Source organism: Mycobacterium sp. NTMscope_MAC_12, assembly GCF_976985675.1.
Map to the genome: position 1 here is coordinate 3,922,442 of NZ_CDRJYY010000001.1, position 21,471 is coordinate 3,943,912.

The 21,471-nt window shown below is 66.2% G+C and carries 22 protein-coding genes and 1 tRNA gene; 5 read left to right on the plus strand and 18 right to left on the minus strand.

All coding sequences use genetic code 11. The features are described 5' to 3' along the window. Positions 1–37 precede the first annotated feature (37 nt). Positions 38–2,845 carry a DUF2232 domain-containing protein gene (locus AC0KS4_RS18040; protein WP_308193085.1) on the plus strand — a complete coding sequence of 936 codons (2,808 nt, stop codon included), beginning with the start codon at positions 38–40 and terminating at the stop codon, positions 2,843–2,845. Between the two features lie 12 nt (positions 2,846–2,857). On the opposite strand, the gene eno is transcribed toward AC0KS4_RS18040, so the two are convergent. The 11 genes from eno to AC0KS4_RS18095 all read right to left on the minus strand — a co-directional run bounded on the left by eno (position 2,858) and on the right by AC0KS4_RS18095 (position 12,655). Further along, entirely contained in the window at positions 2,858–4,141 is a 1,284-nt protein-coding gene (gene eno / locus AC0KS4_RS18045; RefSeq protein WP_238956578.1) for a phosphopyruvate hydratase, read from the minus strand. 193 nt (positions 4,142–4,334) lie between these two features. Next, complete coding sequence (locus AC0KS4_RS18050; protein ID WP_225326480.1) at positions 4,335–4,886, minus strand: carboxymuconolactone decarboxylase family protein; 552 nt, start codon at positions 4,884–4,886, stop codon at positions 4,335–4,337. Then, positions 4,883–5,728 carry a TauD/TfdA dioxygenase family protein gene (locus AC0KS4_RS18055; RefSeq protein WP_225326479.1) on the minus strand — a complete coding sequence of 282 codons (846 nt, stop codon included), beginning with the start codon at positions 5,726–5,728 and terminating at the stop codon, positions 4,883–4,885. Before AC0KS4_RS18055 ends, AC0KS4_RS18050 begins: the two co-directional genes overlap by 4 nt. 27 nt (positions 5,729–5,755) lie before the next feature. Then, the gene (locus AC0KS4_RS18060; RefSeq protein WP_225326478.1) at positions 5,756–6,094 is read right to left on the minus strand and encodes a hypothetical protein; all 339 of its coding nucleotides are present in this window, start codon (positions 6,092–6,094) and stop codon (positions 5,756–5,758) included. Further along, positions 6,091–7,353 carry an aromatic ring-hydroxylating oxygenase subunit alpha gene (locus tag AC0KS4_RS18065; protein ID WP_225326477.1) on the minus strand — a complete coding sequence of 421 codons (1,263 nt, stop codon included), beginning with the start codon at positions 7,351–7,353 and terminating at the stop codon, positions 6,091–6,093. The genes AC0KS4_RS18060 and AC0KS4_RS18065 overlap by 4 nt, the downstream gene beginning before the upstream one ends. Positions 7,354–7,367: 14 nt before the next feature. Beyond that, positions 7,368–8,111 carry an SDR family NAD(P)-dependent oxidoreductase gene (locus tag AC0KS4_RS18070; protein WP_225326580.1) on the minus strand — a complete coding sequence of 248 codons (744 nt, stop codon included), beginning with the start codon at positions 8,109–8,111 and terminating at the stop codon, positions 7,368–7,370. A 32-nt stretch (positions 8,112–8,143) separates the two neighbouring features. Then, positions 8,144–9,235 carry a ferredoxin--NADP reductase gene (locus tag AC0KS4_RS18075; RefSeq protein WP_225326476.1) on the minus strand — a complete coding sequence of 364 codons (1,092 nt, stop codon included), beginning with the start codon at positions 9,233–9,235 and terminating at the stop codon, positions 8,144–8,146. 102 nt (positions 9,236–9,337) lie between these two features. Then, positions 9,338–9,790 carry a MarR family winged helix-turn-helix transcriptional regulator gene (locus AC0KS4_RS18080; RefSeq protein WP_225326475.1) on the minus strand — a complete coding sequence of 151 codons (453 nt, stop codon included), beginning with the start codon at positions 9,788–9,790 and terminating at the stop codon, positions 9,338–9,340. A gap of 11 nt (positions 9,791–9,801) precedes the next feature. Continuing rightward, the gene (locus AC0KS4_RS18085; protein WP_238956579.1) at positions 9,802–11,055 is read right to left on the minus strand and encodes a metal-dependent hydrolase family protein; all 1,254 of its coding nucleotides are present in this window, start codon (positions 11,053–11,055) and stop codon (positions 9,802–9,804) included. Next, positions 11,052–11,390 carry a hypothetical protein gene (locus AC0KS4_RS18090; RefSeq protein ID WP_225326473.1) on the minus strand — a complete coding sequence of 113 codons (339 nt, stop codon included), beginning with the start codon at positions 11,388–11,390 and terminating at the stop codon, positions 11,052–11,054. The genes AC0KS4_RS18085 and AC0KS4_RS18090 overlap by 4 nt, the downstream gene beginning before the upstream one ends. Beyond that, on the minus strand, positions 11,387–12,655 hold the full coding sequence (locus tag AC0KS4_RS18095; RefSeq protein ID WP_225326472.1) for an aromatic ring-hydroxylating oxygenase subunit alpha: 1,269 nt from the start codon (positions 12,653–12,655) through the stop codon (positions 11,387–11,389). The genes AC0KS4_RS18090 and AC0KS4_RS18095 overlap by 4 nt, the downstream gene beginning before the upstream one ends. 186 nt (positions 12,656–12,841) lie before the next feature. Here AC0KS4_RS18095 and AC0KS4_RS18100 point away from each other — a divergent pair, with 186 nt between their 5' ends. After that, the gene (locus AC0KS4_RS18100; protein ID WP_225326471.1) at positions 12,842–14,287 is read left to right on the plus strand and encodes an aldehyde dehydrogenase; all 1,446 of its coding nucleotides are present in this window, start codon (positions 12,842–12,844) and stop codon (positions 14,285–14,287) included. Between the two features lie 44 nt (positions 14,288–14,331). Here the strand turns inward: AC0KS4_RS18100 and AC0KS4_RS18105 are convergent, their stop codons facing one another. Beyond that, complete coding sequence (locus tag AC0KS4_RS18105; protein ID WP_225326470.1) at positions 14,332–14,565, minus strand: hypothetical protein; 234 nt, start codon at positions 14,563–14,565, stop codon at positions 14,332–14,334. A 210-nt stretch (positions 14,566–14,775) separates the two neighbouring features. Between AC0KS4_RS18105 and AC0KS4_RS18110 the strand changes: the two genes are divergently transcribed. Together AC0KS4_RS18110 and AC0KS4_RS18115 are read left to right on the plus strand one after the other, a co-directional pair. Next, complete coding sequence (locus tag AC0KS4_RS18110; RefSeq protein ID WP_225326469.1) at positions 14,776–16,410, plus strand: fatty acyl-AMP ligase; 1,635 nt, start codon at positions 14,776–14,778, stop codon at positions 16,408–16,410. Positions 16,411–16,577: 167 nt separating this feature from the next. Beyond that, a complete protein-coding gene (locus AC0KS4_RS18115) occupies positions 16,578–17,018 on the plus strand; it encodes a DUF5994 family protein (RefSeq protein WP_225326468.1) in 441 nt (146 codons plus the stop codon). Here AC0KS4_RS18115 and AC0KS4_RS18120 read toward each other — a convergent pair. The 3 genes from AC0KS4_RS18120 to AC0KS4_RS18130 all read right to left on the minus strand — a co-directional run bounded on the left by AC0KS4_RS18120 (position 17,015) and on the right by AC0KS4_RS18130 (position 17,995). Next, positions 17,015–17,209 carry a long chain fatty acid-CoA synthetase Faa4p gene (locus AC0KS4_RS18120; protein WP_238957356.1) on the minus strand — a complete coding sequence of 65 codons (195 nt, stop codon included), beginning with the start codon at positions 17,207–17,209 and terminating at the stop codon, positions 17,015–17,017. The genes AC0KS4_RS18115 and AC0KS4_RS18120 overlap by 4 nt on opposite strands. A gap of 205 nt (positions 17,210–17,414) precedes the next feature. Beyond that, positions 17,415–17,792: a type II toxin-antitoxin system death-on-curing family toxin gene (locus AC0KS4_RS18125; protein ID WP_225326467.1), complete on the minus strand. Its 378-nt coding sequence runs from the start codon at positions 17,790–17,792 to the stop codon at positions 17,415–17,417. Beyond that, a complete protein-coding gene (locus AC0KS4_RS18130; RefSeq protein ID WP_026071253.1) occupies positions 17,789–17,995 on the minus strand; it encodes a hypothetical protein in 207 nt (68 codons plus the stop codon). Before AC0KS4_RS18130 ends, AC0KS4_RS18125 begins: the two co-directional genes overlap by 4 nt. A 102-nt stretch (positions 17,996–18,097) precedes the next feature. Here AC0KS4_RS18130 and AC0KS4_RS18135 point away from each other — a divergent pair, with 102 nt between their 5' ends. Next, positions 18,098–18,313 carry a hypothetical protein gene (locus AC0KS4_RS18135; protein WP_009954684.1) on the plus strand — a complete coding sequence of 72 codons (216 nt, stop codon included), beginning with the start codon at positions 18,098–18,100 and terminating at the stop codon, positions 18,311–18,313. A 41-nt stretch (positions 18,314–18,354) separates the two neighbouring features. Here AC0KS4_RS18135 and AC0KS4_RS18140 read toward each other — a convergent pair. The 3 genes from AC0KS4_RS18140 to pgm form a co-directional block, all read right to left on the minus strand. Continuing rightward, positions 18,355–18,427 (minus strand) — tRNA-Ala (locus tag AC0KS4_RS18140). A gap of 40 nt (positions 18,428–18,467) precedes the next feature. Next, on the minus strand, positions 18,468–19,670 hold the full coding sequence (locus AC0KS4_RS18145) for an MFS transporter (RefSeq protein ID WP_308193086.1): 1,203 nt from the start codon (positions 19,668–19,670) through the stop codon (positions 18,468–18,470). Between the two features lie 71 nt (positions 19,671–19,741). Continuing rightward, positions 19,742–21,385 (minus strand): phosphoglucomutase (alpha-D-glucose-1,6-bisphosphate-dependent), encoded by a 1,644-nt coding sequence (gene pgm, locus AC0KS4_RS18150; protein WP_238956581.1) that lies wholly within the window; start codon positions 21,383–21,385, stop codon positions 19,742–19,744. Between the last annotated feature and the right edge of the window lie 86 nt (positions 21,386–21,471).

Consider the following 21,471-nt stretch of genomic DNA (forward strand, 5'->3'; position numbering starts at 1 on the left):
ATCGCTACGGCCCAATGAACTGGCGCAGGCGTCGGTGATGGGTGCCCTGTGCGCGGCGATCGCGATCGTTGCGGTCGTCCTCCCGCACGCGGGGGGGCTGGGTTTGCTGGGAGCCGTGCCGATGGGCCTGCTCGCCTATCGCTACCGGATCCGGGTGCTGATCACCGCGACGGTCGCCGCCGGTGTGATCGGCTTCCTGGTAGTCGGCTTGAGCGGATTCATGACGGTTCTGCTCTGCGCCTACGTCGGCGGGCTGGCCGGAATCGTGAAGCGCCGCAACCGCGGCACGCCGACGGTGATCGCCGTGTCCCTCGTCGCCGGTGTCGTCGTCGGTGTCGCGGTGGTCATCGCCCTGACCGTCCTGGCGCGGTTCCGGCACCTGGTGTTCGGCGCGATCGCCGCCACGGCGGACGGAGTCGCGGCGGTCATGGCGCGGGTTCCACACCTACAGGCGCCGGCGCAGGAGTTCAAGCGGTTCTTCGCCGAAGCGTTGAATTACTGGCAGTGGCTGGTTGTCGGATACGCCGCCATCGCGATCACGGTCGCTTCGGTGATTGGTTGGTGGGCGCTGTCACGCGTGCTGCAGCGGCTGCGCGGCGTTCCCGATGTTCACAAACTGGACGCCCTGCCCGAAAGCGGACCGATTGGGCCGGTGCCGGTGCGGCTGGACGAGGTGCGCTTCCGCTACCCGCACGCTGACCATGACGCGCTGCGTGCGGTCAGCCTGGACGTGCGGGCAGGCGAATACGTCGCGGTCACCGGCGCCAACGGCTCGGGGAAAACCACGCTGACGCTGATACTGACCGGCCGCGAACCGACATCGGGCACTGTCGAACGCCCCGGCGCGGTGGGGCTCGGTCAGCTCGGTGGCACCGCGCTGGTGATGCAGCACTCGGAAAGCCAGGTGCTGGGCACGCGGGTCGCCGACGATGTGGTCTGGGGGCTGCCGCCCGGCAAGACCACGGACGTGGACCGGCTACTGAGGGAGGTCGGCCTCGACGGCTTCGCCGAACGCGACACCGGTGGCCTGTCCGGCGGTGAATTGCAGCGGCTGTCGGTGGCCGCCGCGCTGGCGCGCGAACCGTCGCTGATCATCGCCGACGAGGTCACCGCCATGGTCGATCAGAAGGGCCGGGACGCATTGCTGGCCGTGCTGTCCGGCCTGACCGACCGTTACGGCACAACCCTGGTCTACGTCACCCACTACAGCGATGAGGCCGAATCCGCCGACCGCACAATCGATCTCAGCGCCTCGCTGGATAACACCGCCATGGTCGAGACCGCGGCCGCGCCGGCGCCGACCGTAGCGGTGGGCCGGCATTCCCACGCGCCGCTGCTCGAACTCGTGGGTGTCGGCCACGAATACGGCAGTGGCACCCCCTGGGCGAACACCGCGCTCCGCGATGTCAGCTTCGCGGTCCACGAGGGCGACGGGCTGCTGATCCACGGCGGCAATGGCTCCGGAAAGTCCACGCTGGCGTGGATCATGGCAGGATTGACGAAACCGACGACCGGTACCTGTCTGCTTGACGGGCGCCCCGTCGCTGAGCAGGTCGGCATGGTCGCACTCAAGTTCCAGGCAGCCCGGCTGCAATTGATGCGCAGCCGGGTAGACCTGGAAGTGGCCTCTGCGGCTGGCTTTTCGCCTGACGATCACGACCGGGTGACCGCGGCGCTGGCGGTCGTCGGCTTGGATGCCGCGCTGACCAAGCGGCGGATTGACCAGCTCAGCGGCGGCCAGATGCGCCGCGTGGTCCTGGCCGGGTTGCTGGCACGGTCGCCGCGGATGTTGATACTCGACGAGCCACTGGCGGGGCTGGACGCCGCCAGCCAGCGCGGTCTTGTCCAGCTGCTCGCGGACCGGCGGCGGGACACGGGCCTGACCGTGGTGGTCATTTCGCATGACTTCGCCGGGCTGGAAGAGCTGTGCCCGCGCATCGTGCACCTCAGTGACGGTTCGCTTGAACCGGCATCCGGTGCGGCCCAACGCGATACGCCGGCCACGACGTTGCCGGCCAAGCGCGCGGCCCGTCGCCCGCCTCGCCCCGTTGTACTGCTGCGCCCGGTGCCCGGGCGATCCGCCGTGCACGGGCTCTGGGCCGGCACCAAACTGATTACCGTTTTTGGTATTTCGGTGTTGTTGGCATTCTTCCCAGGCTGGGTGGCGATCGCACTGGCGGCCGCGCTCCTGCTGGCGGGCGTGTGGATAGCACATATTCCCCGAGGCGTGCTGCCGTCAGTGCCGCGCTGGCTTTGGATCGTGCTGGCCATCGTCGGCATCACTGCGACATTGGCCGGCGGGAGCCCGGTGATCCACTTGGGCACCGCCTCCATCGGCCTCGGCGGCCTGTTGGACTTCCTGCGCGTCACCGCGATGTCGGTCGTGTTACTCGGCCTCGGCGCGATGGTGTCGTGGACCACCAATATCGCCGAAATCGCGCCCGCGGTGGCCGCGTTGGGTCGCCGGTTGCGGCCATTGCGGATCCCCATCGATGACTGGTCGGCCGCCTTGGCTCTCGCACTGCGCACCTTCCCGATGCTGATCGACGAATTCCGGGTACTCCAAGCCGCTCGCCGGTTGCGACCCAAACACACACCGCGGACCCGCAGGGCCCGCGTGAGGCGACGAGCGGTAGAGGTGATCGATCTGATCGTCGCGGTCATCACCGTGACACTGCGCCGCGCCGACGAGATGGGCGATGCGATCACCGCCCGTGGCGGAGCTGGCCAGATCTCGGCGGTCGTGTCGCGGCCGAAACTGAATGATTGGATAGCACTTTCGATCGTGTCGGTGGTCTGCGGGGCCGCGGTGGCGATCGAGCTGGCGGTGTTCGCCGGCCGCTGAACCGGGATGCGCTCAGAACCGCACCAGTGCCGGCACGTCCGCCAGTGCGCAGTCTGGGATGCCTTCAGCTGCACGCAGCAGGAAGTTGAGCTTCTCGATGCGCTCACCCGAGCGCGGCGCGCCATTCTTCTGAAATGGCGCCCCCAACCCCACCGCCAGGTCCATCACCACATCGTCGATGACACCACCCGACCGCCCCGAGGGGATCGCCAAAATAGCGTTCCGCGTGGCGTATTCGAAGCAGTCCAGCGCCTCGGCGATGGTCCCGACCTGGTTGGGCTTCAAAATGAAGCCGTCAACGGCCGACGTCTCGACGGCCCGCTGCAAGCGGTCGCGGTTGGTGACGATCAGGTCGTCCCCCAGAATGATCGAACGGTTGACCGTCTGCACCGCTTTGGAGAATCCGGCCCAGTCATCCCCGTCGAGCAGGTCTTCGATGAACAGCATCGGGAATTCCGTCGACAGTTCCCGCGCATAGTCGATCAGCGCCGCCGCGGTGACCCTCTCGCCGTTGAATGCGTATGTCGCAGAGCTGCTGTCGTATACCTCGCTGGACGCACAGTCGAGCGCGAACGCGACAACGTCGGCGCAGCCGGCGCGCTCGACCGCGTCGACCAACATTTCCAGGACGACGTGCGGATCGCTGGACGGCGCGACGTATCCGTAGGACGACGCCAGCGTCGGTGTGCGGCCGAGTCGCACGGCAAGCACCTCGCCGAGCATTGCGAACACGCTCACACCCGTCTCCACCGCCGCGGCGACGGAGTCCGCACGATACGGCACGACCAGGAATTCGCTGAACGTCTGACAGACATCCCCATAATGACCGCCGTTGATCATGTTGAAGCTGGGCACCGGGACGGTGGTGGGGGGCTTGAGTCCGAGCAGAGCGCCGACGTAAGTGTAGGCGGGCATGCCCGCGGCCGCGGCGGCCGCGCGCAGCAACGCGATCGACGTGGAGTAGATCGCGTTGCCGCCGAGTCGGTGTTTGTCCGGCGTGCCGTCGAGCTCGATCATGATTCTGTCGAGGGACCGCGGATCGTCGAGTTCCGCGCCGAACAGGACGGGAGCGATTTCGTCGGTGACGGCGGCGATCGCGCGGTGCACGCTGAGCCCGTTGTAGTGCGTTCGGTCGCCGTCACGCAGGACGAACGCCTCGTGCGAGCCGACGGACGTGCCGGTCGGTGACGCGCCGCGGCCGACATGACCGGTGTCAGTGGTGATTTCAACCTCGACCAGCGGCCGAGCCTTGCAGTCCAGCAGCTGACGGGCGATGACGGACGCGATCTTCATCATCGACCCCCCGCACGGCACAAAGTTGAGGTCTATTCGAGAGCTCCAGCGTAAGGCGGGTCCGCTGAGAGATAGCTGAGAAGATAGCACCGACCATGAGACGGTTCGCGAACGCGAGAGCGCATGGGCCGGCGCTTTCGCAAGTCGCCTATTACGTGAGTCAGCCCGCGCGCCACATTCGGGGTGAGGCCGAGCTCTACCGTGCCTCGTCTTGGACGCCAAACGTGTTGACGGCCAAGGCCAGCAGCAGGTAGCCACCGATGGTGAATATCAGATCCATGCATTGCTGCTGGGTGAACAGGCGGCACAGTTCATCCCAGGTCGTTTCGCCGATCGTGCTGTCACCCGTGAGGTCGTCGACGGCCCGGATCACGGCTTGGTCGGTCGGGTCGGCGCAGCGGCCGGACCGGATGTCGTCGATCTCGGATTCGGACAGGCCCGCCCGCGCGGCGATGGGAAGGTGGTGCGACCACAGGTAGCCGCACTTGCTTTGATGCACCACGCGAAGCAGCGCGACTTCTCGCACCCGAGGCGACAGCGTCGAGCGGGTCAGCAGGTAGGCATTGAACGGCAGGTAGGACGCCGTCAGGTCGGGGTGGCGGACCAGCGTCGACAAAACATTGCCCGCACCAACGGGATTGGCCCGCTCGACCGGGATCAGGGATGCCAACGCTTCCCGGGCGCGCTCGTCCCACTCGTCGGCGGGCAACGGTGTCAGACGCAGCGGATGCTGGTCGGCTGCCGTCATTCGATCGGCTCGTCGCCGAGCACGGTGGTGCGCAGCATCTCGCGCTGGGAGTTCGGGTCGTACGGGGCCGCACGGTGCAGCACCCCGCGGTTGTCCCAGATGACGGTGTCCCCGACCGACCAGTTATGGCTGTAGACCTTCTCGGGCGCGGTCGCGCGGTCCAGGAGTTCATCCAACAGTGCCCGGCCCGCGTCGAGATCCATGCCGACGACGTAATCCGCGGAGGCGCCCAGCACGAGTGATTTGCGGCCGCTGCGGTGTGTCCACACCAGCGGATGCTCATGCGTACGCCGAGATCGCCAGCGCTGCACCTGTTCCGGTGAAGGGTCGGGATACACGCGGCGCTGGGACGCTTCCAGTGAGTGCACCACACGCAAGGCGCCGAACCGCTCCTTCTCCTCATCGGTCAGGGCGTCGTACGCGGCGTAGCTGTTGGCGAACTCCGTCTCCCCGCCCCATTCGGCCACCTGCACCGCCGAGAGCACCGTGGCCTTCTGGGGGCATTCCTCACCCAGCGGCGTGCAGCCGTCGATGTGCCAGTCGAAGGTCGCCTTCAGGTAGGCGGCTGAGGCGTTCTTGGACTTGTCCAGGGTGATCGGGTAGATGCCGGGTACCGGATGGTGACCGTCGGAGGAGTGATCGACTCCACCGAGGCGACGGCAGAAGCCGACCTGGGCCGCCGGGTCGAGGTGCAGCCCACGGAAGACCAGAACCCCGTTGTCTTCCAACGCATCCAACACCGCGGCACCGACCGAGTCGTCGTCGGCCAGCGCGGTGGGCTCGAGGCCCGCGACTTCGGCGCCGACGGACTCGGTGAGTTTCGTGATGGTCAGCAGACCCATGGTCGGACCTTTCGGAGAAGGGATGAATCAGGGCACCGGCCAGCCGGTCCGGGTCATGACCGCGTCGGCGGCGTCGACCGGGGCCGGTTGATGCATGATCTCGACCGCCATGGCGACCATGATCAGCGAATAGATCATGTGCAACAGGTTCAGCGCGTCGTCCGGCAGGTTGTCGAGCGGAAACTTGTCGCAGTAGTCGATGGCCTCTTCGAGGCGGGGGAAGAACGCGTCGTAGAAGCCAAGCAGCTCCGGCATCGACGCACCGACCCGGGCGTTCCAGCGCTCGGTCTCGGTTGCCAGGCACCAGGTTTGGGCGTAGTCCTCCAGCTCGGCGAATGCGCTGGGCAACATGGGATGCATGGTCACACCCCCACCGGATCCTGTTCGCGGCGATAGGCTTCGACCCAGTCGACGACGACCTTGTGCAGGTGGCGCACCAAGATCTCTTGGTCGTTGAGGGGGAAGTCGTCGACGATGCCGTACTCCAGCGCCGCCTGCGTACCACCCAGCATCCCGGCGTCTTGCAGCGCAAACTCTTTGAGCACCACCGCGGCGACCTCGTGTTCGATGCGTTCCCGCACGGTGCTCGCCGGGTGGAAGTAGGTGTATGCCTCGAACCGGTGCGTGTTGTGCGAGGTGGGCCAGTACCGGTACAGCAGATACCACCCGCCGTAGATCAGAATCTCGATGTTCGGGAAGATCTGGAAGTTGCTGATCCCCCAGGGCTCGATCCCTCCCGGGTTGAGGCCGGCCGGCAGCTCGCCGATGTCCGGGGTCCGCCACGGCCCCACCAGACCGCTGCGGGTGGCCCGCTCGATCGGGTACATGTATTCCGGCGGCAACAGCCAGCGGCGCCGTCCGGCGGTGGAGACCAACCGGTGCGGGCCGTCGAGTTGGAAATGCCCGCAGGTGAATCCGGCGTTGGGGTCGCGCACCTCCGACGGCACCTGTTGTGAGTGCAGCGAGGGCACGTGGTAGTACTCCTGGAAGGCGTCGGCGAAGATCTTCCAGTTGCTGTTGTTGTGGGCCACCCAGTCGTAGCGTTCGGTCAGCTTGCCGAATGGATAGTCGTCGAGGCCGGTGATCATCGGGCCGAGGAACTCGCGCAGGCTCTGGCGCGGTTCGCTGTCGAAGTTGATGAAGACGAAGCCGTTCCACACGTCGCAGTGCACCGAACGCAATCCGTACTTTCCCGGATCGAGGTCGAAGAACTCCGATTCCTGCTGCACGAACTTCAGCTCGCCCTGCAGGTCGTAGCGCCAACCGTGGTACTTGCAGGTGAACTGCCGGCACGTCCCGCGGGTCTCTTCACCGGGAAAGTCGTTCCACACCAGTTTGTTTCCGCGGTGCCGGCACACGTTGTAGAAGGCGCGGATTCGCTCGTCTTTGCCTTTGACCACGATCACCGACGCCCCGACGACTTCGATCTCTTTGGTCAGATAGCTGCCGACGCGGGGCAATTCCTCCACCCGGGCGACGTTGAGCCACGCCCGCTTGAAGATCGCTTCCCGCTCGAGTTCGTAGAACTCCGGTGACGTCGAATCTCTGAAAGAGACGGGCCCGGTTCCCAATTCGGGGTAGTGCTCGGTCCAGGAGCCTTCCGGCGGCCGGCCTGATCTGGTCATCGCATCCCTCACTATCACATCACCGATCCGCCATTGACACCCAAGACCTGACCGGTGATGTACCTTGCTTCTTCCGAACATAAAAATCCCACCGCCGCCGCGATATCGGCCCCGGTTCCCAGGTAGCCCAACGGGATATTGCTGGCGATCTGCTCGTTGGAGGGCAGGTACCCGGCGGCCTGGCCCTGGTGCTGCATCGGTGTCTCGATGCCCGAGGGTGGAATGTTGTTGACGGTGATCCCGTGCGGCGCGTATTCGCGGGCCAGTGACTTGGTCAACGTGATCACGCCCCCTTTGGACGCCGCATAGTGGGCGGCGAACGGGGATCCGCGCTGGGCGCTCGACGACGAGATCATCACGATCCTCCCCCAGTTCGCCTCCACCATGTCGGGGAGCGCGACCTGGCAGCAATGAAACGTGCCGGTCAGGTTGACATCGATGATCCGCGACCAGGATTCGGCGGTGATGTCCAGGAAGGGCGAAAACCCGAACATCCCGGCGCTGGTCACCAGGACCGTCACCGGCCCCAGTTCGCTGCGCACCTTCGCGAATGCCTGCTCCACAGCGGACCGGTCGGTGACGTCCGCGCCCACCGCGAGCGCGGTCGCGCCTTCGGCGCGCAGGTCGTCCGTGACACGTTGCGCCGCATGCTCATTGAGATCGAGGACGGCCACTTTGAGGCCGCGCCGACCCAATTCGTGACAAGTCGCCTCCCCCATGCCTGAGGCGCCGCCGGTCACCACCGCCACCCGCGTCATCGCAACCGCTCCACCGTCCACCGCCTTTTCGCTCATTCGTAGACCACCCGCACCGTGGGACTGGTCGGCACCGCCTGGCACGTCAGCACCCAGCCTTCGTCGACCTCGTCCTGGTCGAGCGCATCGTTGTTGATCATCCGGGCACTGCCCTGCGTCAGGCGGCCCATACACGTTCCACACGAACCGATTTCACACGAGGACGGCGCCCGCAGCCCCGCCATGCGGGCCGTCTGCAGCAACGTATTGCCCGCGTAGTACGGCGCGGTGGTCGTCGATCCGTCCAGCACGATGGTGACCTCGTCGGTGACCGCGTCGGCGTCGGGCGGCGCCGCCGCGGTCACATCGGTCACGTCGAAGTGCTCGATGTGCAGGCGGTCGGCTGGCACCCCCGCCCCACCCAGGGCGGCCCGCACCGTCTCCATGAACTCGTTCGGCCCACAGACGTAAAAGTCGGCGCCGTCGGTGTTCTCGAGGAACGCGGCGATGTCCGCTTGGGTGGCGAAGCCGGTTTGGTCGTCGAGATGGTGGTGCAGGACGAAGCGGTCTGCGTGCTGTCTTTCCAGCGCCTGCAGGGCCTCATCGAAGATCACCGCGTCACGATTCCGGTTGGCGTAGAACAACCGCGCGCTGCGCGTGCCGGACGCCAGCGCGGTGCGCAGCAGCGAGAACACCGGCGTGATGCCGCTTCCGCCGGCGAACGCGACCAGCTCTCGGTCGGTGTCGTTCAAGACGAAGCGACCCTGCGGCGGTAGGGCGTACAGCTGGTCGCCGGGTGCGGCGGTGTCGTTGAGCCAGTTCGACACCGCGCCGTCGCGGTCGCGTTTGACCGTGATGCGCAGGTCTTCGCCGACGGCGGGGGACGACGACATCGAGTAGCAGCGCCGGTACTCGCGTCCGTCGATGCTGACCAGCAGCGTCAGGAATTGTCCGGCTTGGTAGCCGAACTGTGCCGCACTGCCCTGCGGAACATCGACAACGATCGACACGGCGTCGCGGGTTTCGCGTACCACCTGCTTGATCCGCAGCGGCACAAAGCCGTCCGGCACATCAGCCATGTCGACACCCCCGGGTCCGGTGCTCAGCGTCGCCGGACCGGCGTCCGTTGCCATGCGGTTCTCTCCCATCCCCGCCAGAGTATCAACTACTTGCGATTAGTCTCAAGTACTAGATATTCATCGTCCGGCGCCGCGGCCCGAAGGTGCGCGCGGGCGCCGTCGTAGCAGGTGTCAACCCTCGACGTGATCGTCGAACAGCTCATGGCCGGTGCCCTTTTCGACCACGCGGCCCAGCAGTTCGCGCAGGGTCCGCTGCTCGTCCTCGGTCAGCACGCCGAACACCTCCTGGTGTGCGGCGATCGCGTCGTTGACGACCGTCTCGGCGACTTTGCGGCCTTCCCCGGTCAGGTAGGCCCGCAGGATGCGCGCGTGTTGGGGGTCCTGTTTTCTTTCCACCAGGGCGCGGCGCTCCAAGGCGGTGAGCGCGAGCTGAACGCCCTGCGGGCTGATCAGCAGCCGGCGGGCCAATTCGGCGCCGGACAACCCGGGTTCGTTGGCCAATTGGCGCAGCACACCGATCTGGGCAGTGCTCACACCGTGTTCCCGCATCGCCTCGTTGATGGTGGTCAGGGAGTAATAGAAGGCCTGTTTGAGCAGCCACAGGATGTTGTCGGTGAGTTCCATAGCTGCCTCCGTCAGGCCGCGGGGTTCTTGTAGATCTGTCCGTTCTTCATGACAAAGCGGACGTCGAGGGTCCTGGCGATGTCATCGAACGGGTCCCCCGGCACGGCGATGATGTCGGCCAGATAGCCGGGCGCCAGCCTGCCCAACTCGTCGTCGGCGTCGATCAGCTCGGCGGCCACCACCGTGGCCGCGCGGATTGCCTGTGCGGGAGTCATGCCCCGCGCAACCAGTGCGCCCAGTTCTTTGGCGTTTTGGCCGTGCGGGATGGCCGGCGCGTCGGTACCACACGCGATCCGGACGCCCGCGTCAATCGCCTTGGGCAGCATGGCCTTTGCGCGTGGGAACACCTCGAGCGCTTTCTTGCGCAGCTCCGGTGCGATGCGGTCGATGGCCATGGCCTCGGTCAGGTATGTGGTCGAGACCAGGAAGGTGCCGTGGTCGACCATCATCTGGATCGTTTCGTCACTGGCCAAGAAGCCGTGCTCGATGCAGTCGATCCCGGCACGGATGCAGGCTTGTACGGCGGTGTCTCCGACGGCGTGTGCGGCCACGCGGACTCCGGCGCGGTGGGCTTCGTCGGCGATCGCGGCGAACTCGGCATCGGAGTACTGCTGCGCGCCGGGGGCGGTGCTGTGCGACATCACCCCGCCCGAGGCGGAGACCTTGATCAGCTTGGCGCCGTGCCGGATTTGGTAACGCACGCAGGCGATCACGTCGGGGACGCCGTTGGCGATGCCCTCGGCCACCGACAGCGGCATGACCCCGGGAGCCAACCGCTGAAAGACCGTCGGGTCCAGGTGCCCGCCGTACGGGGTGACGGCATGGCCGGCGGGATAGATGCGCGGCCCGATGTGCCAGCCCTGGTCGATGGCGCGCTGCAGCGCCACGTCGAGCAGATACCCGCCGGTCTTGACCATCAGCCCGAGATTGCGCACCGTGGTGAACCCGGCGTCCAGGGTGGTGCGCGCGTTGACCGCACCGCGCAACGTGCGATAGGCGGGGTCGTCCTGCACGCCATGCATGGGTGACGGCAGGCCCTCCGGTCCGCCGGGCCCGCCGATGAGCAGGTTGAGTTCCATGTCCATCAGGCCCGGCAGCAGCGTCATGTCGCCGAGGTCGATGATGGTGGCCGAATCCGGCAGCGGCTCTTCGGGATTGATCGCACCGATGCGTTCGCCTTCGACCACGATCACCGCCGGAGCGTGGATCTGCCCCGTGACGACGTCGGCCCAACGCGCCGCCCGCAGGACGGTCGCCTCGGTCATGGAACCGGCTCGGACACGCAGTCCAGGGTCGAAGCGCCCGAGTCGGGGACGCGGGGTTGCTTCCAGCACTCCACCGGGAACGACACCATGATCATGGAGTAGAGCAGGTGCATCAAATTCAGAACGTCGTCCGGCAAGTCGTCGAGAGAGAACTTGTCGCAGAACGACAATGCTTCCTCAGCGCGCGGGGTGATCGCGTCGTAGAAGGCCTTCATTTCGACCATCGAACTGGCGAGCCTCTTGGCGTAGCGTTCGGGTTCGCTGGCCAGGCACCACTCGGCGAACGGTTCGAGGTCGGCGAACTCGGCGGGCAGCATCGTCGGCATCGCGTTCACACCCCCGCGCTCGTCGTCCGGCGATAGTCATCGATCCAGGCCGCGGTCTCCTTGTGCAGGTGCCGGATCAGGACCTCCTGGTCGCAGAGCAAGAACTCGTCGATCACCTCGGATTCGAGCATCGTCTGGGTCGCCTCCAGCGTGTTGGCGTCCTGCAGCCCGTATTCCTTGAACGACACCGCCGCCAGTTCCTGGGCCACCCGCTCGCGGGGGGTGCGCGGCGCCGGGAAGTACAGCGTGCCCTCGAAGAGGTGACTGTTGTAAGTCGTCGGCCAGTAGTGGTAGGTCAGATACCAGCCCTGGCCCCAGAACAGGATGACGAAGTTCGGGAACAGCTGGAACGAATCCAGCCCCCACGGATCACATTTCGCCGGGTTGAGCCCCTCGGGCATCGGGCCCAGATCGGGCTTGTCCCACGGCCCGAACAGCCCGCTCTGGCAGATGTCCTCCATCGGTTTGCGCATCTCGTCCGCCATTTCCCAGGCGCGCACCCCCGAGGTGCTGACCAGCCGGTGCGGCCCGTCCAGCCGGTAGTGCGGGGCCTCAAAACCCGCCTCGGCGGCCGCCTTCGAGTACGCGGTCGGTGACTGGTTCGCGTGCAACACGGGCGCGTGATAGAACTCCTGGAACGCGTCCATGTAAAGCTTCCAGTTCGCCTTGACTTCAGAGCGATAGCACCAGCGCGAGATCATCTTGTCGAACGGGTAGCCTTCCAGCCCGGTGATCATGGGTCCGAGGAACTCTCGCAGCGACTGCTCGGGCTTCTTGGCGAAGTTGACGAAGATGAACCCTTCCCACACGTCGCAGTGCACCGGCACCAGCCCGTAGCGACCCTTGTCGAGGTCGAAGAATTCCTCCTCCTGCTGCACGAAGGTGAGGTTGCCGTCCAGGTCGTAGCGCCAACCGTGGTATTTGCAGGTGAACTGCCGGCACACTCCGCTCGTTTCTTCCTGCGGCAGGTCGTTCCACACCAGCTTGTTGCCGCGATGCCGGCACACGTTGTGATAAGCCTTGATATCGCCAGATGTCGTGCGAACCAGGATGATTGAGGTGTTGACGACCTTCAGTTCCCGGGTGAGGTAACTACCCTTGCGCGGAAGCTGTTCAACGCGACCGACATTCAGCCAGGCCCGCTTGAAGATGGCGTCGCGTTCCAACTCGTAGATCTCGGGGCTGATCGAGTCCTCGTAGGACACCGGCGCGGTGCCCAATTCCGGGTAGTGCTGAGTCCAGCTTCCCTCCGGCGGTTTAGGAAATCGAGGCATGATCGCTCCTTATGCAGTCCAATCTCACCGAAACCTCAGGTGTCAGCCGCTCGCCGCGGCACTGCCCGCGCGAAAACAACCACCTGCGCACCGGTTTCACCCATCCCTGAGAGCTCCGTCAGGGCCGACGGTATATCCTCGACTCACCAATAGCAAGTAGTTGATACTGGCCCCCGGGAGGCGCGGATGGACCACAACCCCGCACTGCAAATCGCCGCAAGAGACGGGGCACGGCCGCCCGCCGGCGTCCTGCGCGTCATCTCGCCGCACACCGAGGAACCCATCGCCGAGGTCAATGCGGCGGGATCCGACGACGTCGACGCGGCGGTGGCCGGCGCGCGGGCGGCCTTCGGGCCCTGGGGCCGCAGCGAGCCGGCGGAGCGGATCGCCGCGATCCGGCGCCTGGCCGACATCTACGACGGACGCCGCGCGGAGATGGCCACGACGATCACGGCCGAGATCGGCGCCCCGATCAGCTTCGCCCAGCGCGCCCAGGTCGGCCTGCCGGCGTTCATGATGCGCGCGTTCTGCGACCTGGCCGAAAGGCATCCGTGGCAGGAGACGAGGCCCGGGTTCTTCGGGAGCGACGTGCACGTCCGCAAGGAACCCGTCGGCGTCGTCGCGGCGATCGTGCCGTGGAACATGCCCCAGTTCCTCATCGTCACCAAACTGGTGCCCGCGCTGTTGGCCGGCTGCACCGTCGTGCTCAAGCCTGCCCCCGAAAGCCCTTTGGACGCACTGCTTTTGGGCGAGATGATCACCGAGGCCGGCCTGCCGCCGGGCGTGGTCAGCGTCCTGCCGGGCGACGGTGCGCTGGGCGCCTACCTCGTCGCCCACCGTGGCGTGGACAAGGTGTCGTTCACCGGCTCCACCACGGCGGGGCGCGCCGTGGCCGCATCCTGCGCGGTCAACCTCACCAAGGTCAGCCTGGAACTCGGCGGCAAGTCCGCCGCCGTGGTCCTCGACGACGCATCGCCGGACAAGGTGGCCGCCGGGGTGCGCTCCGCGAGCCTGTCCAACAGCGGCCAGATCTGCAATGCGCTCACCCGGGTGCTGGTCCCGCAGGGGCGCCACGACGAGTACGTCGACGCGCTCGCGGCCGAGATGGCCGGCCTTCGCGTCGGCGATCCCAACGATCCCGACACCCAGCTCGGTCCGTTGGTGTCCCGGCGCCAGCAGCAGCGCGTTCGCGACTACATCCAGATCGGTCAGGACGAGGGCGCGCGCGTCGTCGTCGGCGGCACCGACATGCCCGACGGGCTCGACCGCGGCTGGTATGTCCGGCCCACCCTGTTCGCGGCGGCCGACAACACCATGCGCATCGCCCGGGAAGAGATCTTCGGGCCCGTCATCACCGTCATCCCCTACCGCGATGACGAGGAGGCGTTGGCGATCGCCAACGATTCCGATTACGGCCTGGCGGGATCGGTGTGGAGCGACGACACCGACCGCGCGCTGGCGATGGCCACCCGCATCCACACCGGGACCGTCGGCGTCAACCAGGGGTACACGATGGATCCCTTCGCGCCCTTCGGCGGGGTCAAGGCAAGCGGCTACGGACGCGAGCTCGGGCCCGAAGGCCTCGACAGCTACCTGGACACGAAATCGATCGCGATCGCCGCGGGATCCTAGAATCCGTTGCCGCCCTTGGCGTTTGGCACGGATCTAAGGCATTGTCATGCCGCTTTGGCGTATCTGCGAACCACGTCGTCCTCGCCGAACGTGCTGGTGCGCTGTTGGCCGTTGTCGTCGCGGCTGAAAAATGTCCATTGCCGCGGACCGCTCTGCGGACCACTGATCATTTTCACGGTCAGGCGCAATTCCGTGGGGCGCCGCGTGCCGATGACGTCGCCGACCCGGATCTGCGACGGGTGAATCTCGGGTGCGTCGGACCAATTCTGTGTGGACATGATGTCCATCCTCCCTTGTTCCCACCAGCCTATCCGCAGTTCCGCGTTTCTCGCGGGCGGATCAGCTTGCCGCGGCCGTCGCCCTTACCCGGACGGGCGGCGCGCCCTCTGGGGAGACGCGCCTGAGGTCAGTAGCATGTCCTCGGCACCTCATACGTCCCGAGATGACCAAAACAGGCCTGTAGCTGGCCTGACGCAGGGGAGGTGGCGGTGAGCAGATTCGTTGATGCGATGCTGTGCGCTGCGGAGACGAGTACCCACGGCCTGGTGACCGGCGAGCCCGGTTCGCCAGTTCGGTCCACCTGGACCGAAGTTCATCAGAGCGCCCGGCGGGTAGCCGGCGGATTGGCGGCGCTCCGGGTCGGCGCGGGCGATCGGGTCGGTGTGCTGGCCGGCGCCCCGGCGGAAGTCGCGCCGATCGCGCAGGGTGTGTGGCTGCGCGGCGCGTGTCTGACGATGCTGCATCAACCGACGCCACGCACCGATCTGCAGGCGTGGGTCCGCGACACCCTGGCGGTCATCACGATGATCGAGGCGACCGTCGTGATCGTGTCGGAGCCGTTCATGGCCGCCGTGGACGTGTTGGCCGAGCACGACGTCGCGGTGGTGACGATGGCCGAGCTGTTGAGCGCCGCACCGACCGCTGTCGTCGACAGCGGTGAGGACGATCTGGCGCTTCTGCAGTTGACGTCGGGCTCGACGGATTGTCCCAAAGCAGTGATGATCACTCATGCGAACGTGATCGCCAACGCCGAGGCGATGTTCGTCGGTGCCCGGTACGACCTGGATACCGATGTGATCGTGAGCTGGTTACCTCTTTTCCACGACATGGGAATGACCGGATTTTTAACGGTGCCAATGCTATTCGGTGCCGAGTTGGTCAAGATCACGCCGATCGACTTCCTGTCCGATATCTTGTTGTGGCCCAAGCTGATCGATAAGTACCGAGCGACCATGACCGCGGCACCGAATTTTGCCTACGCGTTGCTGGCCAAGCGGTTACGGCGGCACGCAAAGCCCGGTGATTTTGATCTGTCGTCGTTGCGGTGGGCGTTATCGGGTTCCGAACAGGTCGAACCGGCCGACGTGGAGGAACTGTGTTTGGCCGGCGCGCCGTTCGGACTGCGTCCAGAAGCGATCTTGCCCGCCTATGGAATGGCCGAAACAACTGTGGCAGTGTCATTTTCGGAGTGTGGCCGTGGACTCGTCGTCGATGAGGTGGACGGCGACATGCTGGCGGTGCTGCGGCGCGCAGTGCCCGCCTCCACCGGCCGCACCCGTCGGCTCGCGTCGCTGGGGCCGCTGCTGAACGGCATACAGGCACGCATCGTCGATGAGGACGGCGCCCTTCTGGCGCCTCGAGGTGTGGGAGTCATCGAGTTGCGGGGTGATCCGGTCACGTCCGGGTATGTCACGACGGCCGGTTTTGTGGCCGCTCAAGACAATCAGGGGTGGTTGAACACGGGCGATCTGGGTTACCTCACCGAGCAGGGCCACGTGGTCGTCTGCGGTCGGGCCAAAGACGTCATCATCATGGCCGGACGCAACATCTACCCCGGTGATGTCGAACGTGCTGCCGGGCGGGTCGTCGGCGTGCGCGCCGGGTGTGTGGCGGCCGTGCGGCTCGATGCCGGCCATTCTCGGGAATCGTTTGCCGTTGCGGTGGAGTCGAACGACGTCGACGATCCCGCGCAGGTGCGGCGCATCAAGCACGAGGTCGCTCACGAAGTCGTCACCGAAGTCGCGGCTCGGCCACGCAGTGTGGTGGTGCTGGCTCCAGGGGCGATTCCCAAGACGCCGTCCGGCAAGCTGCGTCGCGGTTACGCGCTGCCCCTGGTCACCTGACCGCGCTCCTATAGCGAGCAAACCTCGATGGTGGGGTAGCGTCGAAGGTGAGCCGTTTCGTTGTCCGCGGAAATTACCGCAATGGGCGCAGTGAACACCCAAGGGCAATGTGATTCCTCCACTCGCACGCGACCGCGGACGAGCGATGCCGAACTTAGGAACAATCTGTGTATCGCACGTTGAGCCGACGCACGGCCGTCCCCGTCCGGGTCTCGGTAGCCCACCAGTTGGGCGGCGACATCGACGGAGCGTGGTGGCCACGCGCGGACCGCATCACCAACGAATTGCCCGGCCTTGTCGCGGCACTGACACCCCTGCTCGGCGACATCTGCTCTGTCAACGTCAACTGGCCGGCCCTACAACGGCCGCCCGATTTCAACTGGCACGGATGGGAGCACAAGCGCCAGCACGTGATGACGTTCATCGGCAGCGAGGAGCGGGTGAACCTTTTGATCGTTCCTTATGCGACGTACAGCGGGCTTGCGCTGATGGTGCTGCGCCGCGCGGCCGGGCTGCCCGTCGAGGGCAAGGACCGCGACAAACCCGCATTTGTCACCGCCGGCTCGATCCTGCAGGCCGCCCGACAACAACGCGCCCTCGACTGTTAAGCGATTTCGCTGACGACGTAGACGGCGACATAACCGATCGGGATACCGGTCCAGGTTGCAATGCATTCGCGCGCGGCCAGTTCCACCGCGGCCCGACTGGTCGTGCGGGTGGTCCGGCCGATTTCGGGAACGCTGATCGCCCATCCGTCGGCGTCGCGGGCGACTTCGATGTCGAAGCACTGACCGACCATCGGACATTTCACGCGGGGAGCGACCCGCTGTCGACGGACGCTACGCGGCGCTTGTCGGCGCAGCAGAGTGGGCTGAACAGGCATGGCTGCTTTCCTGAGTCGCAATCGAACCGCGGGCTAGATTAATGCGCCCCAAGACGAAAACCTAATCGGCGGATCGCCGCCGCATAACGGCGTTGCCCGAAGCCGGCGTGGTTCGCAGCGGTCACGGGTGGCTCCAGCCGCGCAGTTGTGCCGCAATGTCGTCGAGACCGGCCATCGCACCGGTGGCCACCCGGATCACCAAATCGAAGCGATCGTCCTCGGGCGCACTGATCCACTGGGCGTTGATTGCCAGGAACGTCCGGCAGGCCGCCCACCCGAGTCGCTTGTTCCCGTCCACCAGCGCGTGATTCCGTGTCAGCGAATGCAGCAGTGCGGCGGCCTTGACGTGCAGATCCGGGTAGGCGTCCTGGCCAAAGATGGAGGCTCGAGGACGCGCCAGAGCGGATTCAAGCAAGCCGTAATCCCGGACAATGACGTCCACTCCGACGGCTTTTCGGGCAATTTCCAGAAGATCCTCGAGGTCCAGATAGTCCGTCATGCGTCCTTGAGGCGCTCCAGAACACCTGCCTCCTCGCGAAGCACGCGCTGCAGCGCATCGGCGACCTTGGCCTTGTGCGCCCGCCGGGCGATGTACTCGTCGATGGCCGACAGCGCGACGGCCTGCATCGATCGGCCTTCCGCACTGGCCTGCCTGCGCAGCGCTTCCGCCTGCTGTTCACTGGGCCGAAGAGTCATTCCCATAGCCGAATGATACCGGACTGATACCACGGCGCGCCTAGTAATGTGTGATGCAGGCCACATCTGCGCGTGATATGTTGCGGGCGTCACAACCAAGGAGATTTCATGGTGGGCGTGAATCGTACGAACAAGGCCATGGTCACGCCTCGTTCCGGCGCGGCGGTCAATTCGCACCGGCTGTTCATGGCGTTTCTGGCCGTCACGATATTCATCAGCGCGGTCGCCGGCGTCGTCGCCGCGGCGTCGACGGGGCACGAGACCGCCGCGCTCGTCATCGCGCTCGTGGCCGGCGGGAGTTTCATGACCGCCGCATTCTGCTAGACCCGCGACGTCGATTGGCGCGATCCGCCCAGTTATTTCGGTGGAGCTAAGGGGACTCGAACCCCTGACCCCCACACTGCCAGTGTGGTGCGCTACCAGCTGCGCCATAGCCCCCAGTCGTGCTCATCGAAGCTACACCACCGGTAACCGTCCTTCAAAGTTGCTGCTCAGGAAGATTCAACGTGTGCGGAGACGGCAAGGGGTCGGGCTCCGGAACGGGCACCGTCCGGGTCTCCGGCGCCACCACCCAGCCCACCGCGGCGATCAGCAAAACGATGCCGCTGATGATGAAACCCCAGCCGTAGCTCAGCCGCTCGGCGACCCAACCGAGCGTCACGGATCCGACGATCGCGCCCAGGTCGGACATCATCTGAACGGCCGCCACCGGACTGCCCGCGCGCGCCTCGCTGCCCAGGATGTCGGCGACGGCGGCCTGCATCGGCGACATGTAGATGCCCGTCACCGCCCCCACCACCACCGCGGCGACCAGAAACCTCGGCAATGACGACGCCGCGCCCAAGAAGATGGTCGCCACACCGGACAACGCCAGGCCCACGATCATCAACGTGCGCCGTCCCATCCGGTCGGACAGGTAGCCACTGGGGATCATGGCCAACGCGTTGCCCCCGGCGAACGCCGCGAGCGCAATGCCGATGACGCCGACGCCGCGGCCCATGACGTCGGTGATGAACAAGGGGACCAGGGCGACACGAAGGCCGAACGCCGACCAACCGGTCGCGAAATTGGCCCCGAGCGAGGACCAATAGGCGCGCACGCGCAACGCCTCTCGCATCGTCACCGTCGACCGCGTCGGCGGCCCCGGGGCGGCCAGGGCCGAATTCCGCAAGCCGAAAAACAGCACCACCGCCACACCGAGCAGCGCGACGCCGTACACGATGAACGGCGCGGTGAGCCCCCAACCGGCCGCCAGGGCGCCGACGGCCGGGCCGCCCACGGCCCCGACCATGAACGACGTGGTGAAAAGGCCCGCGACCCGTCCGCGGGCGTCGGGCGGGCTGATATGGATCATCAGTCCCAGCGCCGAAACATAAAACATTGTCGATCCGATTCCGCTGATGACGCGGAAAGCCATCAATTGCCAGTAAGCCTGGGAAAACGCACACGCGCCGGTGGAGACCGCGACGATCACCATCCCGCCGATGTAGATCCGCCGCTCCCCCAGCCGCTGCACCAGCTGCCCGCTGACCGGCGCAAAACACAGGCGGGCCAACGAAAAGACGGTGACCAAGAAGGTCACCGCCTTGATGCTGACGCCGAAACTGCGGGCGAAAGACGGCAGCGCCGGCGAAATGACCCCGTAACCCAGGGCAACCATGATATTTGCCCAGCTAAGGATCCAAACTTCGCGCGGCAGGCGGGTCGAACGCGGCGCGCGTCCCCCCGGGCGGGTAATGCGGGGGGAAAGGGTCACCCGATGACTTTATTAACTACCTCGCGCGCAGTTTCTTGCACCTCCGCTAAATGCCCTTCTCCGTTGAAAGATTCCGCATAAATCTTGTACACGTCCTCGGTTCCCGACGGTCGCCCGGCAAACCACGCGTTGGCCGTTGTCACCTTCAATCCGCCCAACGCGGCGCCATTGCCCGGCGCCGCGGTCAGCTTGGCGGTGATGGGCTCCCCCGCCAGTTCCGTTGCCGTCACCTCGTCGGCCGACAGCTTGGCCAGCCGGGCCTTTTGCTCGCGATCGGCCGGCGCGTCGACCCGCGCGTAGAACGGCGTGCCGTATTGGGCGGTCAACCGTTCATAGCGCTGCGAGGGACTCGACCCCGTGACCGCCAAGATCTCGGAGGCCAGCAAGGCCAGGATGATGCCGTCCTTGTCGGTGGTCCACACGGAGCCGTCACGCCGCAGGAACGACGCCCCGGCCGATTCCTCGCCGCCGAAGCCGATGCCACCCTCGATCAGGCCGTCGACGAACCACTTGAAGCCGACCGGCACCTCGATGAGCTTGCGGCCGATGCCGGCGACCACCCGGTCGATCATCGACGAACTGACCGCGGTCTTGCCGACCGCGATGCCGCCCGGCCACGACGGCCGCTGCGTGTAGAGATATTCGATGGCCACCGCCAGGTAGTGGTTCGGATTGAGGAGCCCCGCGTCGGGGGTGACGATGCCGTGGCGGTCGGAGTCGGCATCGTTGCCCGTGGCGATCTGGTAGCGGCCGGGGTTGTCGGACATCGCGCGGATGAGTCCCGCCATGGCGTCGGGCGAGCTGCAGTCCATCCGGATTTTGCCGTCGTGGTCGAGCGTCATGAACCGCCACGTCGCGTCGACCAGCGGATTGACCACGGTCAGATCCAGGCGATGCCGCGCGGTGATCTCGCCCCAATAGTCCACGCTCGCCCCGCCCAGCGGGTCGGCGCCGATCCGCACCCCGGCCGCGCGGATGGCATCGATGTCGACCACGTTGGGCAGGTCGTCGACATAGTTGCCGAGGTAATCGTGGCGCTGCGCTTCCTGCAGTGCGCGGGCCAGCGGAATGCGCTTGACGCCCGACCCGTCGCGCAGAATCTCGTTGGCGCGCTTGGCGATTGCGTTGGTTGCGTCGGTGTCGGCCGGGCCGCCGTTGGGCGGGTTGTATTTGATGCCCCCGTCCGAAGGCGGGTTGTGTGACGGCGTCACGACGATTCCGTCGGCCAGCGCGTCGGTGCGGCCGCGGTTGTAGGTGAGGATGGCGTGGCTGACCGCCGGGGTCGGCGTGTACCGGTCGCGGGAGTCGATCATGGCGACGACGTCGTTGGCGGCCAGCACCTCCAGCGCCGAGACCCAGGCCGGCTCGGACAGGCCGTGCGTGTCCCGTCCGATGAACAACGGGCCCGTTGTGCCGCGCTCGGCCCGGTACTCGACGATGGCCTGGGTGATCGCCAGGATGTGCGCCTCGTTGAATGCGCCATTGAGTGCCGACCCGCGGTGTCCCGACGTGCCGAATGCCACCTGCTGCGCGACGTCGCCGGGATCGGGCTGAAGCGAGTAATAGGCCGTCACCAGGTGGGGCAGATCGACAAGGTCTTCGGGTTGGGCCGGCTGACCGGCGCGAGGGTTGGCCACCATGGTTACCAATTCTGCCCGTGTCCGAGTCCCCCCGGCCTGCGCCGGTCGGTACTCCCGCCATACGCTGCGTAGCGCACCGGCAAACG

Excerpts from the sequence above, each read along its gene's own strand:
- AC0KS4_RS18040 (WP_308193085.1), top strand. The coding sequence starts at position 38 with ATGGGTGCCCTGTGCGCGGCGATCGCGATCGTTGCGGTCGTCCTCCCG.
- eno (WP_238956578.1), bottom strand. The coding sequence starts at position 4,141 with ATGATGAAGATCGCGTCCGTCATCGCCCGTCAGCTGCTGGACTGCAAG.
- AC0KS4_RS18050 (WP_225326480.1), bottom strand. The coding sequence starts at position 4,886 with ATGACGGCAGCCGACCAGCATCCGCTGCGTCTGACACCGTTGCCCGCC.
- AC0KS4_RS18055 (WP_225326479.1), bottom strand. The coding sequence starts at position 5,728 with ATGGGTCTGCTGACCATCACGAAACTCACCGAGTCCGTCGGCGCCGAA.
- AC0KS4_RS18065 (WP_225326477.1), bottom strand. The coding sequence starts at position 7,353 with ATGACCAGATCAGGCCGGCCGCCGGAAGGCTCCTGGACCGAGCACTAC.
- AC0KS4_RS18070 (WP_225326580.1), bottom strand. The coding sequence starts at position 8,111 with ATGACGCGGGTGGCGGTGGTGACCGGCGGCGCCTCAGGCATGGGGGAG.
- AC0KS4_RS18075 (WP_225326476.1), bottom strand. The coding sequence starts at position 9,235 with ATGGGAGAGAACCGCATGGCAACGGACGCCGGTCCGGCGACGCTGAGC.
- AC0KS4_RS18080 (WP_225326475.1), bottom strand. The coding sequence starts at position 9,790 with ATGGAACTCACCGACAACATCCTGTGGCTGCTCAAACAGGCCTTCTAT.
- AC0KS4_RS18085 (WP_238956579.1), bottom strand. The coding sequence starts at position 11,055 with ATGACCGAGGCGACCGTCCTGCGGGCGGCGCGTTGGGCCGACGTCGTC.
- AC0KS4_RS18095 (WP_225326472.1), bottom strand. The coding sequence starts at position 12,655 with ATGCCTCGATTTCCTAAACCGCCGGAGGGAAGCTGGACTCAGCACTAC.
- AC0KS4_RS18100 (WP_225326471.1), top strand. The coding sequence starts at position 12,842 with ATGGACCACAACCCCGCACTGCAAATCGCCGCAAGAGACGGGGCACGG.
- AC0KS4_RS18105 (WP_225326470.1), bottom strand. The coding sequence starts at position 14,565 with ATGTCCACACAGAATTGGTCCGACGCACCCGAGATTCACCCGTCGCAG.
- AC0KS4_RS18120 (WP_238957356.1), bottom strand. The coding sequence starts at position 17,209 with ATGGTCGGTCAGTGCTTCGACATCGAAGTCGCCCGCGACGCCGACGGA.
- AC0KS4_RS18125 (WP_225326467.1), bottom strand. The coding sequence starts at position 17,792 with ATGACGGACTATCTGGACCTCGAGGATCTTCTGGAAATTGCCCGAAAA.
- AC0KS4_RS18130 (WP_026071253.1), bottom strand. The coding sequence starts at position 17,995 with ATGGGAATGACTCTTCGGCCCAGTGAACAGCAGGCGGAAGCGCTGCGC.
- AC0KS4_RS18135 (WP_009954684.1), top strand. The coding sequence starts at position 18,098 with ATGGTGGGCGTGAATCGTACGAACAAGGCCATGGTCACGCCTCGTTCC.
- pgm (WP_238956581.1), bottom strand. The coding sequence starts at position 21,385 with ATGGTGGCCAACCCTCGCGCCGGTCAGCCGGCCCAACCCGAAGACCTT.